We start from the raw sequence: 13,001 nt of genomic DNA, 5'->3' as shown, positions 1-13,001 counted from the left end.
TATTTACCTATTTCAGTCAAGAATTTGACATCATATTTTTTAATCAATCCTTATTTTTATCACCTTTTTAAAAATAATGTCTTTCGTAACTATGAAATTAAGTGAAAAATCACAATCAAAAAGGTACACTGATAGTAGATGTTTAAGAAGGGAGTGCAGGTATATGAAAACAGATATTGAAATTGCTCAGGAATCAAGTCTTAAACCGATTAAGGAGATTGCAGCGGGACTTCACTTAACTGAGGAGGACTTTGAGCCATATGGTCATACGAAAGCAAAGTTGTCTGACAACCTATTAGACAAGCTAAAAGATAAACCAAATGGAAAAGTTGTATTAGTAACATCAATTAACCCCACTACTGCAGGGGAAGGGAAGTCTACGGTAACCGTCGGGTTGGGACAAGCATTAAATAAAATTGGCAAGAAAGCGGTTATTGCACTACGAGAGCCATCTTTGGGCCCTGTAATGGGTATGAAAGGAGGGGCAGCTGGAGGAGGTTATTCCCAAGTGCTTCCAATGGAAGATATTAACTTACATTTTACCGGAGACCTACATGCAATAACAAGTGCTAATAATGCCTTGTCTGCAATGATAGATAATCATATCCATCGTGGAAATAAACTAAATATTGATCCCAGGAGAATGGAATGGAAAAGAGTAATGGATATGAATGACCGTGCATTAAGGCAAATAGTCGTCGGACTAGGAGGGCCACTAAGAGGGGTCCCCAGAGAAGATGGATTTAACATCACCGTTGCATCTGAGATAATGGCTGTATTATGCTTAGCAACAAGTCTTGAAGATTTAAAAGCAAGAATTGCCCGGATCGTGATTGGATACACATACGACAAATTACCTGTCACTGTTAAAGATTTAAAAGTAGAAGGAGCATTGACGTTACTGCTGAAAGATGCAATGAAACCTAACTTGGTCCAAACAACTGAGAATACACCCGCAATTATTCACGGTGGCCCTTTTGCCAATATCGCACATGGTTGTAATAGTATAATGGCAACCAAAACAGCTGCCAAATTAGGCGATTATGTGGTAACAGAAGCAGGATTTGGGGCGGATTTGGGTGCTGAGAAATTTCTGAATATCAAATCCCGTGCTGGTGAAATTGATACAGATGCAGTTGTAATTGTCGCTACAGTTCGGGCATTAAAAATGCATGGGGGATTAGCGAAAGATAATTTAAAAGAGGAAAATATTGATGCTTTAAAAGCTGGAATGGAAAATTTAAAGAAGCATATGGAAACCATTGAACTTTTTGGATTGCCATATGTTGTCTCAATTAATAAGTTTCCAACAGATACATCAGCGGAAGTAAGTTTTATTGAATCATGGTGTGAATCAAGAAATATTGAAGTAGCATTAACAGATGTTTGGGAAAATGGAGGGGAGGGTGGCATTCGTTTAGCTGAGAAAATTATTGCAAAAATAGAATCAGCGGACAAGAACTTTACCCCACTATATGAATTAGACGAAACGCTGGAGGCAAAAATCAGAACAATAGCGCAAAAAGTATACGGTGCGGATGATATCGAACTATCACCTAAGGCAAGAGCACAAATCATGTTTTATGAGCAACAGGGTTGGGGCAAGCTATCTGTTTGCATGGCAAAAACGCAATATTCTTTATCAGATGATCCGACAAAAATAGGAAGACCAAAAGAGTTTTCAATAACCATTAGAGAATTGAGGCCATCTATTGGTGCAGGATTTATTGTTGCTCTAACCGGTGATGTAATGACAATGCCGGGGTTACCTGAAAAACCTGCCGCTTTTAATATGGACGTCACAGAAGAGGGTAAAGTACTCGGGTTATTTTAATGGAAAAAGAGAAATGTTTACAGGCGATAAGAAACTATGTACACACACTTTTTCATAGTGACGCCACAGGCCATGACTTTTTTCATATGAAACGAGTTGCACGAATAGCAAAAGAGATCGCTGAACAAGAAAAAGCAGATTTATTTATTACTGAAGTTTCCGCATGGCTTCATGATATTGGAGACGAGAAACTTTTCTCTGATTCGGTAAAAGCGACAAAAGATATGATAACCTTTCTTGAATCCATTGGTTTATCCAATGCTGAAATCATTGAGATTAAAAAGGCAATTAGAGATGTCTCTTTTCGAAAAGAGGGTGTTCCTGCAACACTTGAGGGAAAAATTGTGCAAGATGCAGATAGAATAGATGCCATAGGTGCTGTTGGAATTGCCAGGACCTTTGCATATGGTGGAGCAAAGAAACAACTGATTTATCATAGAGACTTTCATGATACATCTATCCAGCATTTTTACAATAAACTATTAACATTAAAAGATTTATTACACACCACCACTGCATCAGAGATTGCTCAGGAAAGACATGTTTTTATGGAGAAGTTTTTAGAACAATTTTATAAAGAGTGGTAAAAAGAGACTCAGGCAAAAATTTTCCTGCCTGAGTCTCTTTTAAGCCTCTAAGCATTATTTTACCCAAATACTTAGTATCCCAATAGGCACTTTTTAACTCGAGTGGTTTTTATGAGTTATGTTATAATGAACGCAATAAGCTATAAACGAATATCAGTTACAAATGGGGGAGATTTTATGGTAAATGGTGAACAGACGTACTTACAATTATGTGATCACATTTTAAAAAAAGGGGTAAAGAAGGAAGACAGAACTGGTACCGGTACCTATTCTGTGTTTGGTCATCAAATGCGATTTGATCTAAGTGATGGCTTCCCATTACTAACAACAAAGAAAGTCCCATTTCGACTGATTGCCAGTGAGCTACTTTGGTTTATTAAAGGGGACACAAACATTCGCTATTTACTGGAAAACAATAATAATATATGGAATGAATGGGCGTTTGAAAAGTGGGTGAAAAGTGAAAAATACAAAGGACCAGATATGACGAATTTCGGAAATCGAAGTCAGCAAGATCCAGTGTTCAGAGAACAATATAAGAAAGAAATGGAAAGTTTCAAGAAAAAAATCCTCCATGATGATGATTTTGCTAGTGAGTTTGGTGATCTTGGTTCTGTTTACGGGAAGCAGTGGAGAGAATGGGAAACTTCCAAAAATGGTACCATTGATCAGTTGAAAGACGTAATCAGATCACTCCAAACCAACCCTGATTCTCGCAGGCATATTGTGTCTGCATGGAATCCAGAAGATGTACCTAATATGGCATTGCCTCCGTGTCATACACTGTTTCAGTTCTATGTTGCTGACGGAAAATTGTCATGTCAGCTATATCAACGCAGTGCTGATGTTTTCTTAGGCGTTCCTTTTAATATTGCGAGTTATGCATTGTTAACACACTTAATCGCACATGAAACAAATTTGGAAGTGGGAGAATTCGTGCATACATTAGGCGATGCTCATATTTATGCAAATCATGTGGAACAGATAAATACACAGCTTAATCGTGAAGTGAGGACTTTTCCTAAACTAAAAATTAATAAAGATAAGAACTCTATTTTTGATTTTGAGCTTACTGATTTTGAATTAATAGAGTATAATCCACATCCTGCAATTAAAGCACCAATAGCTGTTTAATAATAAATAGAAGGAGGAATTATCTATGATTTCATTTATGCTAGCGATGGATCGCAATCGTGTCATTGGCCTAAATAATGATTTACCTTGGCATCTGCCAAAAGATTTTCGTTTTTTTAAAGAAAGAACATCTGGGCACACCGTTATAATGGGAAGAAAAACATATGATTCGTTAGATGGAGCATTACCAAATCGGAAAAATGTTGTCGTTACTCGAAAAAACACGACGTTTCCAGAAGAAGTAGAGGTAATTACTGATTTGAAAAAAATACAGGAATGGAATAAAGCGAATGCGGATGAGGAATTCTTCGTTATTGGCGGTGGGGACATTTTCAAACAGGTGTTACCATATGCTGACCGCATGTACATTACATTCATTGATGAGTCCTTTGAGGGTGACGCCTATTTTCCAGAGTTTATTGAAGATGAATGGAATTTAACATCTAAGGAAAAAGGGGAAAAGGATGATAAAAACCCTTATGACTACTACTTTTTACAATATGACCGAAAATAATTGCAGTGTGAGAGATAAACTATTTTAGTATAACTTGTTTAATATTAGACAAACATGTTAAACTATAGACGAATTGGAATTTCGAACGCTTAATAGTGCTCTAATTATAAAGTCAATTTTGTAAAGAAGGTGTAATGATGTTTGCAAATATAGGATTTCCAGGTTTAATTTTAATATTGGTTATCGCATTAGTCATTTTCGGACCAAAAAAGTTGCCTGAAATTGGTAAAGCTGCTGGACAAACCTTGCGTGAATTTAAGAACTCCACAAAAGATTTAACGAGTGATGTTACGGATGAAATAAATGAAACAAAAGAAATCGTTAAGGGAAAAGAAAACAAATAGAAAATATTTGGAGTGATTTCAAATGTTCAGCAATATTGGTATCCCAGGGTTAATACTGATTCTTGTCATAGCATTAATTGTTTTCGGCCCTTCCAAGTTACCTGAAATAGGTAAAGCTGTTGGAAGTTCATTAAAAGAATTTAAAAATGCTACCAAGGATATTATATCAGATCACGATACGCCTAAAAAAGGCAATAATCATACATCAACAAAAGGTGATGAGTAAAAGGTGTAAGGTATATAACCTTGCACCTTCTTTTTTGTTACCCTAGGAGTGTGAAATAATGGTTGATGACAACAAACATGCAAGCGATAAAGATATGAATCTCACAGGGCACTTATCAGAGTTACGAAACAGACTGATTGTTACAGCTGTTTTCTTTGTTTTATTTTTTATTGTCGGTTTTATTTTTGTTCAGGATATCTATTGGTTCTTTGTAAATGATTTGGATTTCGAATTAGTTGTAATTAGTCCAGGGGAAATTATATGGATTTATTTTTCAATGGCTGGGATGATTGCAGTTATTGGAACGATCCCAATCTTGTCCTTTCAAATTTGGGCCTTTATACAACCAGGGTTAACTACTACTGAACGAAGAGCATCCTTAGCCTATATCCCTGCTATATTTCTTTTATTTATTGGTGGCTTGGTTTTTGGATACTTTATGTTTATACAGCTGATTTTACCTTTTTTACTATCGTTAAATGAAGGTATGTTTAATGAAATGTTTACTGTTGACCGATATTTCAAATTTTTACTTCGTATCACATTGCCCTTTGCGGTGCTTTTTGAAATACCAATTATTGCAATGTTTTTAACGACTATTGGAGTCTTAACACCGGAATTCATGCGAAAAAACAGAAAATATGCATACCTTATATTAGTTATTGTTGGAACAATCGTGACACCACCAGATTTCATTCTACAAATTGTCGTTGCAGTTCCATTAATTATTTTATATGAAATCAGTATTTACTTATCAAAAATCGTTTACCGTAAGAAACAGCGTAAACATGAGGAGTTTATGGAAAATGGATAATCACATGGATTAGGGGGGTTGGATCTGAGATCATTTTATCAATTTTTAATGACATTCCGTGGGAAAAAGCCGCCGGATGATCAAAGTCGTCTAGCTGATTGGGTATTTTTTGATCATGATTTTCCGAAACACTCGAGCGACTATGATGAAATTAGCAATTATTTAGAATGGAATAGTCCTTTTCCAGCCGCATTGGCTGTGTTTGATGAGCTTTGGGATAAATATAAATTAAAAGAAGATAATTAAATGGCTCTGGATTTCCAGAGCCATTTAATTATGAAGAATTATTTGATAATTGATCAAACGTTTGTTCAAATTATGGATTCCTTGTAAAACTGCAAATTATCATGATTCAACTAATTTCGTCATAGCTCGCAGGATATTGTTGCTTCCTGCGGTTGCCCGGGAAATAACTTTAATGATTTAACCTATAAAACAGCACCTTTATAAACCACAACAGCCTACACGCTTTATTATTGCTGACGTACAATAACCTATAATGAGTCAACAATAAAAGGGGCTAAGCAGATGGTGTTTCCATTGCAACAACCTAGAAATCCTTATCCAGACCATAGAGCTCACGCAGTAAATAATCCACTATTACCAAAACAACGTTTAAATGCACCTGCAAATAGCAATAATATAAAGAGCTTACTGCAAAACCAATCTACTGCAGGATTAGTGAACAAGGGAATAGGTGGTCTTTCAGGTGCATTAAATAATGTCCAACACGTGTTAAATGTTGTTCAATCTACAGCTCCAATCGTACAAGAATATGGACCAATGGTTAAAAATCTTCCTGCGATGTATAGAATGATGAAAGCATTTAAAGAAGTTGATAGTTCGGATGATGTAGAAAAAGAGCAGAACCATTCCAATGAAAAGGAAAACGTAGCAAACAATGATAAAAATTATGATGAAATCAAACAGCCAACGAGCGATAATAAATATTCCGAAACTAAAAAAGATAATGGGCTGTCTACACCGAAATTATTTATTTAAATATAGGCAGAGAACTTGATTTTTTTTGTTATAAACGAAAAAATAGAAGTAAGATAAAAAGTACTGGAGGTATTATATGAGTTCCAATAAAGAAATTGCGACATTCGCTGGTGGATGCTTTTGGTGTATGGTAGAACCGTTTGATGAGCGCCCAGGTATAATAGACGTGGTTTCCGGTTATACAGGCGGGAAGCTAGAGAATCCTACCTATGAACAGGTTAGCTCGAACAAAACGGGGCACGTGGAAGCTGTACAAATCACATTTGATCCAACTATCATGCCATATGAACGACTTGTTACGACGTTTTGGCAACAAATTGATCCTACAGATCCCAATGGTCAGTTTAATGATCGGGGAGAGTCGTATCAAACAGCAATTTTTTACCATAATGAAGAGCAAAAACAAATAGCCGAAAAATCGAAACAGGATTTAGAAGCTAGCGGGAAGTTTTCCAAGCCAATTGTAACAGAAATTGTTCCTGCTAAACCATTTTACGTAGCCGAGGATGCACACCAGGATTATTATAAAAAACAATCCTTTCATTATCGTTTATATAAAAAGGGATCAGGCAGAGAAGACTTTATAAAAAGTAATTGGCAGCAAAACGTAGATAAAACAAACTTGAAAGCAAAACTGACACCATTACAATACAATGTTACACAAGAGAACGGAACAGAAGCACCGTTCCAAAACGAATATTGGGATAATGAAGAAGAAGGAATCTATATTGATATTGTTTCAGGGGATGTCTTATTTTCTTCAAAAGAAAAATTTAATTCGGCCTGTGGTTGGCCAAGCTTTACAAAACCGCTCGACAGCTACCAAGTTACAGAAAAAACTGACAAGACGCATGGTATGATACGAACCGAAGTTAGAAGTAGGGGAGCAGATTCGCATCTAGGGCATGTTTTTGAGGATGGCCCGAAAGAAGCTGGAGGCCTGCGTTATTGTATGAATTCAGCCGCCATGCATTTCATTCCAAAAGATAAAATGGCCGAAGAAGGATATGATAACTATTTATATCTGTTCAAATAAATAGATAAATTTACAATAACTATTTTATGTCAACTCGATAAAAAGGGGCATCATAATGATCCATCTAGACTGGGAAAAAAGAGAGACATTAAAAGAAATTCAGTGTATACATGCAAATGCTGAAAAATTTATGGTGAATAATAAATTAACACCAGGGAAAAAGTACGAGGTAAAAAATGAAACAGACGAATTTTATTTCATCATTGACAACAGTAATCGAATAGGGGGATTCCTTAAAGAATATTTTAAGGAAATAAAATAACAGGGTGTTGAAGAGACCCTGTTATTTTTTATAGATAACTATTTCCTCTTATGTCGATTAATGTTATAATTTATTTACTATTTGGAAATAAGGATCAGAGCTAACTAAATAACAAAAAGGGAATGAACTGAAATGAAAAATATTTATTTTATTCGTCATTGTTCTGCTGATGGTCAACACAAGGATTCACCATTGACAACGATTGGTATGAGGCAAGCTCACCTTATTTCAAATTTTTTTAGTGATCAAGATATTAAGATTGATAAAATAATCTCAAGTCCTTATTTACGTGCTATCGAAAGCATTAAGCCCTTTTCGGAAAAAACACTTACTGAAATTGAAATCGATGAACGATTAAAAGAACGCATCCTAAGTGTAGAGCCGATTGATGATTGGATAGAGGTGTTGGAGCAGTCCTTTAATGATCAACATTTCGCATTACCTGGTGGCGAATCAGCTTTAGATGCCGTTCAACGTGTAAATAAGGTGTTTGAGTCAATTTATGGAAATGATAATGTGAAAAACGCTGTCATCGTAAGTCATGGGAATTTAATGGCTTTATTTTTACGACAATACGATAGAGATTTTGGTTTTAAAAAATGGAAAGAACTGCAAAGTCCGGATATATACTTAATTAAATATGAAAAGGGCTATTTTTCCACGGAGTGTGTATGGAATAATTGTTAGTTTGGGGTTTGTAAAAATATGCAAGCTAATTCTATCATGAATCTTTTATTTTTATGCAAGTATGCGTTATAATAAAAGCATGGATCATTTTAGGAAGCGTATGAAGGAGGATTTTAATTGGCTTTTGTTATTACATCACCTTGTATAGGAGAAAAATCAGGAGAGTGTGTTGAAGTTTGTCCTGTTGATTGTATAGAAGAAGGAGAGGACATGTTTTATATTGATCCGGATATTTGTATTGATTGTGGAGCATGTGAAGCAGTCTGTCCTGTTGAGGCTATATATATGGAAGATGAAGTACCAGAACAAGAAAGCAAATATATTGAATTAAATCGTAAATTTTTTGAAGAATAGGTTACGTAAAGCCGCTGCTGGGCGCGGCTTTTTTAAATTTGCTATTTAACAGCAAAATCATCATATCCTTTTTCTTGTTGAGAGGTTATCTCAATATTATCTACTTGGATAAATCGGTTGAAGCCGTTTTTCAGCTCATCCATATATAAATTGATTTGATTACCGTCGCCTTCAACCTCCAACTCAACTGTCCCGTTCTCTTTATTCCGCACCCAACCATTCAATTTGAATTCCTTTGCCTTTTGCATGGCAGAATATCGAAATCCGACACCCTGAACATGACCGCTTATAACTAAGTGTTTATTCAAACTAATCACCTCTAATTATTATATTTTCCCTTTCCCTTATAATTTTAAACGCTAAACAATTACATAAGTGAACGCAAACAATTTGCTGAAAAACACTGATACTTCAGTTAGAAAATTCGTCCGAATAAACGCTGATATTGCAAAGCATATAATCAAAGGAAAACTGGAATACACGAAAAACAACATTGAGGAACTTCCCAAAGATGAGAGTACGGCGACACTGATTAATGGTAAACGTACTGGGCTATACTGAAATTAGAACAATAAACATCACATGATTGATATGACTTGCACATATACGGGATATGAATTTGCTTGGAATTCCCGGGACCGAACTTGGGATTGCACGTGTCATGAATCATGATTTTCCTATACTGGTGAAATTATTGAAGAGCCGGCTTAAAACCCTTTAGCAAAAATTGATAATGAAAAATAAACAACTATAATACGTTCGGATAATTCAAGTTATCTATAACGTGATTTTTTAATAATATCTCACTATCAAAAGTATACTTTAATATTGAGATATTATTTTTGTTTTTAATTATAACTTCCCATAATAAATATTATGTAAACCCGGTATAAATTTTAAGGTCTGAGAAATAAACATTAAGATCCACCCTCTTCAAAATATATTAATGTATAAAGTTTTCGATGGATTGTTCTTAGACAACTTTACGCTTTAATATAACTAATTAAGACAAGGAGGAATTGCTATGAAAAATCTTGATTGGCAACTGATATTATTTGTAGGCTCTTCTCTAATACATGAATTTTGGATATATAAAGGGCTTCCATCAATTTACTACTGGGAAGCTAAGAGAGAACATCTAAAACGTTTTAAACAATAGCATTTATGCCATCCAAATCAAATCCTACCTATTTTACATACATTCCTATGATTGATTTTGTATTTTTTCCTATCATGAAACAACTTATCACGGTTATCTTTACAATATAAACTAAAGAGGTGTTAATGAATAGCTCATCAACACCCTTTCCCGAACAATTTTTAATCCTTTTCATCAAATAAATTCATACTTAGATATCGCTCACCTGAATCAGGTGCGATACATACGACCTGTTTACCTTTTCCTAACTGTTTTGCAACTTTCATTGCAGCAAAGACGGATGCTGCTCCTGAAGGGCCAACAAAAATACCCTCTGTTTGTGCAAGTTTCCTTAACATCTCAACAGCTTCCCCGTCTTGTATTTGTATAATTTCATCGTAAACTTCTGTGTTGAGAATATCAGGAATAAATCCTGGACTTGTGCCTACCAGCTTGTGTTTACCTGGGTTACCTCCCGACAAGACAGGTGACCCCTCTGGTTCCACAACTGCTGTATAGATACTGGGAACTTTCTCCTTTAATACTTCGCCAGTTCCTGTAACTGTTCCTCCAGTCCCGGCAGTGCATACAAACGCATCCAGATTCCCGTTCATCTGTTCATAAATTTCAAGTGCTGTAGTTGTACGGTGAATATCCGGATTTGCTTTATTTTCAAATTGTTGTGGAATAAAGCTCCCTGGAATTTCTCTTTGAAGTTCCAAAGCTTTATTGATTGCACCAGGCATTTTTTCATCACTTGGTGTTAACACAACCTTTGCCCCATAGGCTTTTAAAATATTTCTTCTTTCCATCGTACTATTGTCAGGCATAACCAAGATTGCCCTGTATCCTTTTGCTGCAGCAATCATGGCTAACCCTATACCGGTGTTCCCGCTTGTTGGCTCAATAATTGTATCCCCGGGTTTTATCAATCCCCTATCCTCTGCTACTTTAACCATGTTATATGCGGCACGGTCTTTGACACTCTTACTTGGATTAAATGATTCGAGTTTAACAAAAACATCGGCCGCATTCTCGGGCACAATTTCTTTTAATTTAACCAGTGGTGTATCTCCGATTAATTCCGTTATATTTTGGACAACTTTCATCGTATAAACAACCTACTTTCCTGTTTTGAAAACAATTTATTTTCTAAACTTTATTCTACTATCCAATTTTATTTTATTGTTAATTTCCAGGATTTGTTTTATAAATTCTTCCTGGTCTTCCGGCGAAACGGAAAGAACATCAAATCGGCCGGAAACTAATTCCAACTTATCTGTAGACAAGGCTGGTGCTGTAAACGGATTTTTCCGCTTTTTAATAATTTGTATATTATTAATTGGTACTTTCATTTTAATTGGACCATAACTTACTGTAATAATCTCATCTTCTATCTTATAGCCTGTCCGAAACCAAAACCATAATAAGAGTAATGACAATGGCAACATAATTAAGAACCCGATCATTTCACCATTCATAGCAGGTATGGTTACCCCTGTTAATGCTATACCCCATAGCACCATTGTCATCCATAGATCTCTTTTTGAAGGGAAATACATTTTTCCATTCCTCCTGTTTGGTATAACCACAGTTTTCCGATACTATTTCCTTCTCTTATTATAGCTTTTACGATGCTATTTTCAAAGCAAATGAATATAACCGAATGCAAAAGACCTGCATCCTTTTAAGATACAGGTTTTTTAACCTTAATTTCATGTGGAATTTAAACCAAAAAAGACTTCCCTTTCTCGTAAAATTGCTTCATATCAAATTCAGGGACTAAGTCGCCTCCTGTTGACCAAGCAATATGTGTGGCGTTATCTGTATTAATATTATATTTCTCTGTATACACTGATTCTAATACATGTTTTGGTCCTATAAGACCTGCAGTTGCGGATGGTTCCACATAAATATTCTCGTTATCAGCAAGCATTGTAAGCATTTTATATAATTCATCATCTTCCACCGTATAAATGCCACTTATTAGGTGTTCACTGATTGATGTCGCAAAACTGGATGGTCGGCCAACAGCCAGTCCATCTGCCTCTGTAAGATTATCTATCCCGAAATCTTGTACACTTATCCGATCCTTTTCCCCCGTCAACAATCCAATTAAAACAGACGGAGAATGGGTAGGTTCAACAAAGAAACAATGAACATGATCGCCAAATAACTGTTTCATTCCAAACGTAATTCCGCCCGGGGATCCGCCAACTCCGCAGGGCAAATAAAGAAATAACGGGTTATCTGCATCCACTTTAATATCCATTTCTTCCAGTTGTTTTTCTAGTCTTAGAGCTGCTACACTATAGCCTAAAAATAAATGCTTGGAGCTTTCATCATCTACGAAATAGCCTTTTGGATCCGCAATTGTTTCTTGTCTGCCTGCATAGATAGCTTCACTGAAATCTCCGGAATACTCATACACATTTGCCCCTTTTTCCCGAAGTAAGTCTTTTTTCCATTGTTTAGCATCTGCCGACATATAAACAGCTACATTAAAACCAAGTGTCGCACTCATTGTTCCTATACTTAAACCCAAATTCCCGGTTGAGCCAACACCTATGGAGTACTGCTGGAAGAAAGATCTGAATTCCTCACTTAAAAAAGCTTCGTAATTTCCGTCATACGTAATTAACCCATTTTCTATTGCCAATTTTTCCGCATAATGAAGTACTTCATAGAATCCTCCTCTTGCTTTAATCGATCCAGCAATCGGAAGCTCATTATCACTTTTCAAATACAGATTTCCATCTATATTAAAGTCATAATAATCCTCAAGGACTGGCTTTAATTTACCAATACTTTTTAAAGGGGATTCAATATATCCATTCGTTATTTCCAATTCGGGAAAAGCCTTCTTAAAAAATGGAGCAAATCGCTTCCATAATTTTTCCGCTTCGTACATGTCTTTTTTTGTCAAAGGTAATTCAGGGATATATTGCTCTTCTTTTAAATTTGGGTTTAGCCATAGGGTTGGTTCTAAATTTGTAATTGGTTCTAACAGTGGATATTTTTGTTTCCATGATTTTTTTTCATTTTCCGAAAGTTCCATTCGCATCACCT

The 13,001-nt window shown here is 35.7% G+C and carries 18 protein-coding genes; 14 read left to right on the top strand and 4 right to left on the bottom strand.

Translation table 11 applies throughout. The features are described 5' to 3' along the window. The first annotated feature begins 163 nt into the window (after positions 1-163). From KFZ58_RS09500 to fdxA, 13 genes are all read left to right on the top strand, one after another. Positions 164-1,834 (top strand): formate--tetrahydrofolate ligase, encoded by a 1,671-nt coding sequence (locus KFZ58_RS09500; protein WP_235794556.1) that lies wholly within the window; start codon positions 164-166, stop codon positions 1,832-1,834. Then, entirely contained in the window at positions 1,834-2,421 is a 588-nt protein-coding gene (locus tag KFZ58_RS09495; RefSeq protein WP_235794555.1) for an HD domain-containing protein, read from the top strand. Before KFZ58_RS09500 ends, KFZ58_RS09495 begins: the two co-directional genes overlap by 1 nt. A 177-nt stretch (positions 2,422-2,598) precedes the next feature. Continuing rightward, the gene (locus KFZ58_RS09490; RefSeq protein ID WP_235794554.1) at positions 2,599-3,555 is read left to right on the top strand and encodes a thymidylate synthase; all 957 of its coding nucleotides are present in this window, start codon (positions 2,599-2,601) and stop codon (positions 3,553-3,555) included. A gap of 25 nt (positions 3,556-3,580) precedes the next feature. Further along, positions 3,581-4,069, top strand: a complete 489-nt coding sequence (locus KFZ58_RS09485; RefSeq protein ID WP_235794553.1) for a dihydrofolate reductase — start codon at positions 3,581-3,583, stop codon at positions 4,067-4,069. Positions 4,070-4,206: 137 nt separating this feature from the next. Then, on the top strand, positions 4,207-4,413 hold the full coding sequence (locus KFZ58_RS09480; RefSeq protein ID WP_235794552.1) for a twin-arginine translocase TatA/TatE family subunit: 207 nt from the start codon (positions 4,207-4,209) through the stop codon (positions 4,411-4,413). 22 nt (positions 4,414-4,435) lie between these two features. After that, positions 4,436-4,639, top strand: coding sequence for a twin-arginine translocase TatA/TatE family subunit (locus tag KFZ58_RS09475; RefSeq protein ID WP_235794551.1), 204 nt, complete (start codon positions 4,436-4,438; stop codon positions 4,637-4,639). Between the two features lie 58 nt (positions 4,640-4,697). After that, positions 4,698-5,453, top strand: coding sequence for a twin-arginine translocase subunit TatC (tatC, locus tag KFZ58_RS09470; RefSeq protein WP_235794550.1), 756 nt, complete (start codon positions 4,698-4,700; stop codon positions 5,451-5,453). Positions 5,454-5,477: 24 nt separating this feature from the next. Then, entirely contained in the window at positions 5,478-5,699 is a 222-nt protein-coding gene (locus KFZ58_RS09465) for a YozE family protein (protein ID WP_235794716.1), read from the top strand. 282 nt (positions 5,700-5,981) lie between these two features. After that, positions 5,982-6,455 carry a VrrA/YqfQ family protein gene (gene vrrA, locus KFZ58_RS09460; protein ID WP_235794549.1) on the top strand — a complete coding sequence of 158 codons (474 nt, stop codon included), beginning with the start codon at positions 5,982-5,984 and terminating at the stop codon, positions 6,453-6,455. A gap of 76 nt (positions 6,456-6,531) precedes the next feature. Continuing rightward, the gene (gene msrA, locus KFZ58_RS09455) at positions 6,532-7,491 is read left to right on the top strand and encodes a peptide-methionine (S)-S-oxide reductase MsrA (RefSeq protein ID WP_235794548.1); all 960 of its coding nucleotides are present in this window, start codon (positions 6,532-6,534) and stop codon (positions 7,489-7,491) included. Positions 7,492-7,546: 55 nt separating this feature from the next. Further along, positions 7,547-7,753, top strand: a complete 207-nt coding sequence (locus KFZ58_RS09450; RefSeq protein WP_235794547.1) for a DUF6501 family protein — start codon at positions 7,547-7,549, stop codon at positions 7,751-7,753. Between the two features lie 132 nt (positions 7,754-7,885). Further along, positions 7,886-8,440 carry a histidine phosphatase family protein gene (locus KFZ58_RS09445; RefSeq protein WP_235794546.1) on the top strand — a complete coding sequence of 185 codons (555 nt, stop codon included), beginning with the start codon at positions 7,886-7,888 and terminating at the stop codon, positions 8,438-8,440. A gap of 117 nt (positions 8,441-8,557) precedes the next feature. Further along, positions 8,558-8,794, top strand: a complete 237-nt coding sequence (gene fdxA, locus KFZ58_RS09440) for a 4Fe-4S ferredoxin (protein ID WP_235794545.1) — start codon at positions 8,558-8,560, stop codon at positions 8,792-8,794. Positions 8,795-8,835: 41 nt separating this feature from the next. On the opposite strand, the gene KFZ58_RS09435 is transcribed toward fdxA, so the two are convergent. Beyond that, the gene (locus tag KFZ58_RS09435; RefSeq protein ID WP_370642480.1) at positions 8,836-9,102 is read right to left on the bottom strand and encodes an acylphosphatase; all 267 of its coding nucleotides are present in this window, start codon (positions 9,100-9,102) and stop codon (positions 8,836-8,838) included. A gap of 716 nt (positions 9,103-9,818) precedes the next feature. On the opposite strand from KFZ58_RS09435, the gene KFZ58_RS19170 reads away from it, so the two are divergent. Beyond that, positions 9,819-9,953, top strand: coding sequence for a hypothetical protein (locus tag KFZ58_RS19170; protein ID WP_255695105.1), 135 nt, complete (start codon positions 9,819-9,821; stop codon positions 9,951-9,953). A gap of 161 nt (positions 9,954-10,114) precedes the next feature. Here the strand turns inward: KFZ58_RS19170 and cysK are convergent, their stop codons facing one another. The 3 genes from cysK to dsdA all read right to left on the bottom strand — a co-directional run bounded on the left by cysK (position 10,115) and on the right by dsdA (position 12,990). Further along, positions 10,115-11,041: a cysteine synthase A gene (gene cysK / locus KFZ58_RS09430; protein WP_235794543.1), complete on the bottom strand. Its 927-nt coding sequence runs from the start codon at positions 11,039-11,041 to the stop codon at positions 10,115-10,117. A gap of 36 nt (positions 11,042-11,077) precedes the next feature. Further along, positions 11,078-11,494, bottom strand: a complete 417-nt coding sequence (locus KFZ58_RS09425) for a PH domain-containing protein (protein WP_235794542.1) — start codon at positions 11,492-11,494, stop codon at positions 11,078-11,080. Positions 11,495-11,658: 164 nt separating this feature from the next. Continuing rightward, on the bottom strand, positions 11,659-12,990 hold the full coding sequence (dsdA, locus tag KFZ58_RS09420) for a D-serine ammonia-lyase (RefSeq protein WP_235794541.1): 1,332 nt from the start codon (positions 12,988-12,990) through the stop codon (positions 11,659-11,661). Positions 12,991-13,001: the final 11 nt, after the last annotated feature.

Origin of the sequence: Virgibacillus sp. NKC19-16 (assembly GCF_021560035.1) — a bacterium.
GTDB lineage: Bacteria > Bacillota > Bacilli > Bacillales > Amphibacillaceae > Virgibacillus_L > Virgibacillus_L salidurans.
This window is presented reverse-complemented; position numbering and strand designations above follow the sequence as displayed.

Coding starts and splice junctions, on each gene's coding strand:
- KFZ58_RS19170 (WP_255695105.1), top strand. CDS start 9,819: ATGAAAAATCTTGATTGGCAACTGATATTATTTGTAGGCTCTTCTCTA.
- vrrA (WP_235794549.1), top strand. CDS start 5,982: ATGGTGTTTCCATTGCAACAACCTAGAAATCCTTATCCAGACCATAGA.
- cysK (WP_235794543.1), bottom strand. CDS start 11,041: ATGAAAGTTGTCCAAAATATAACGGAATTAATCGGAGATACACCACTG.
- KFZ58_RS09500 (WP_235794556.1), top strand. CDS start 164: ATGAAAACAGATATTGAAATTGCTCAGGAATCAAGTCTTAAACCGATT.
- KFZ58_RS09480 (WP_235794552.1), top strand. CDS start 4,207: ATGTTTGCAAATATAGGATTTCCAGGTTTAATTTTAATATTGGTTATC.
- KFZ58_RS09495 (WP_235794555.1), top strand. CDS start 1,834: ATGGAAAAAGAGAAATGTTTACAGGCGATAAGAAACTATGTACACACA.
- KFZ58_RS09490 (WP_235794554.1), top strand. CDS start 2,599: ATGGTAAATGGTGAACAGACGTACTTACAATTATGTGATCACATTTTA.
- KFZ58_RS09450 (WP_235794547.1), top strand. CDS start 7,547: ATGATCCATCTAGACTGGGAAAAAAGAGAGACATTAAAAGAAATTCAG.
- KFZ58_RS09445 (WP_235794546.1), top strand. CDS start 7,886: ATGAAAAATATTTATTTTATTCGTCATTGTTCTGCTGATGGTCAACAC.
- msrA (WP_235794548.1), top strand. CDS start 6,532: ATGAGTTCCAATAAAGAAATTGCGACATTCGCTGGTGGATGCTTTTGG.
- tatC (WP_235794550.1), top strand. CDS start 4,698: ATGGTTGATGACAACAAACATGCAAGCGATAAAGATATGAATCTCACA.
- dsdA (WP_235794541.1), bottom strand. CDS start 12,990: ATGGAACTTTCGGAAAATGAAAAAAAATCATGGAAACAAAAATATCCA.
- KFZ58_RS09475 (WP_235794551.1), top strand. CDS start 4,436: ATGTTCAGCAATATTGGTATCCCAGGGTTAATACTGATTCTTGTCATA.
- KFZ58_RS09485 (WP_235794553.1), top strand. CDS start 3,581: ATGATTTCATTTATGCTAGCGATGGATCGCAATCGTGTCATTGGCCTA.
- KFZ58_RS09425 (WP_235794542.1), bottom strand. CDS start 11,494: ATGTATTTCCCTTCAAAAAGAGATCTATGGATGACAATGGTGCTATGG.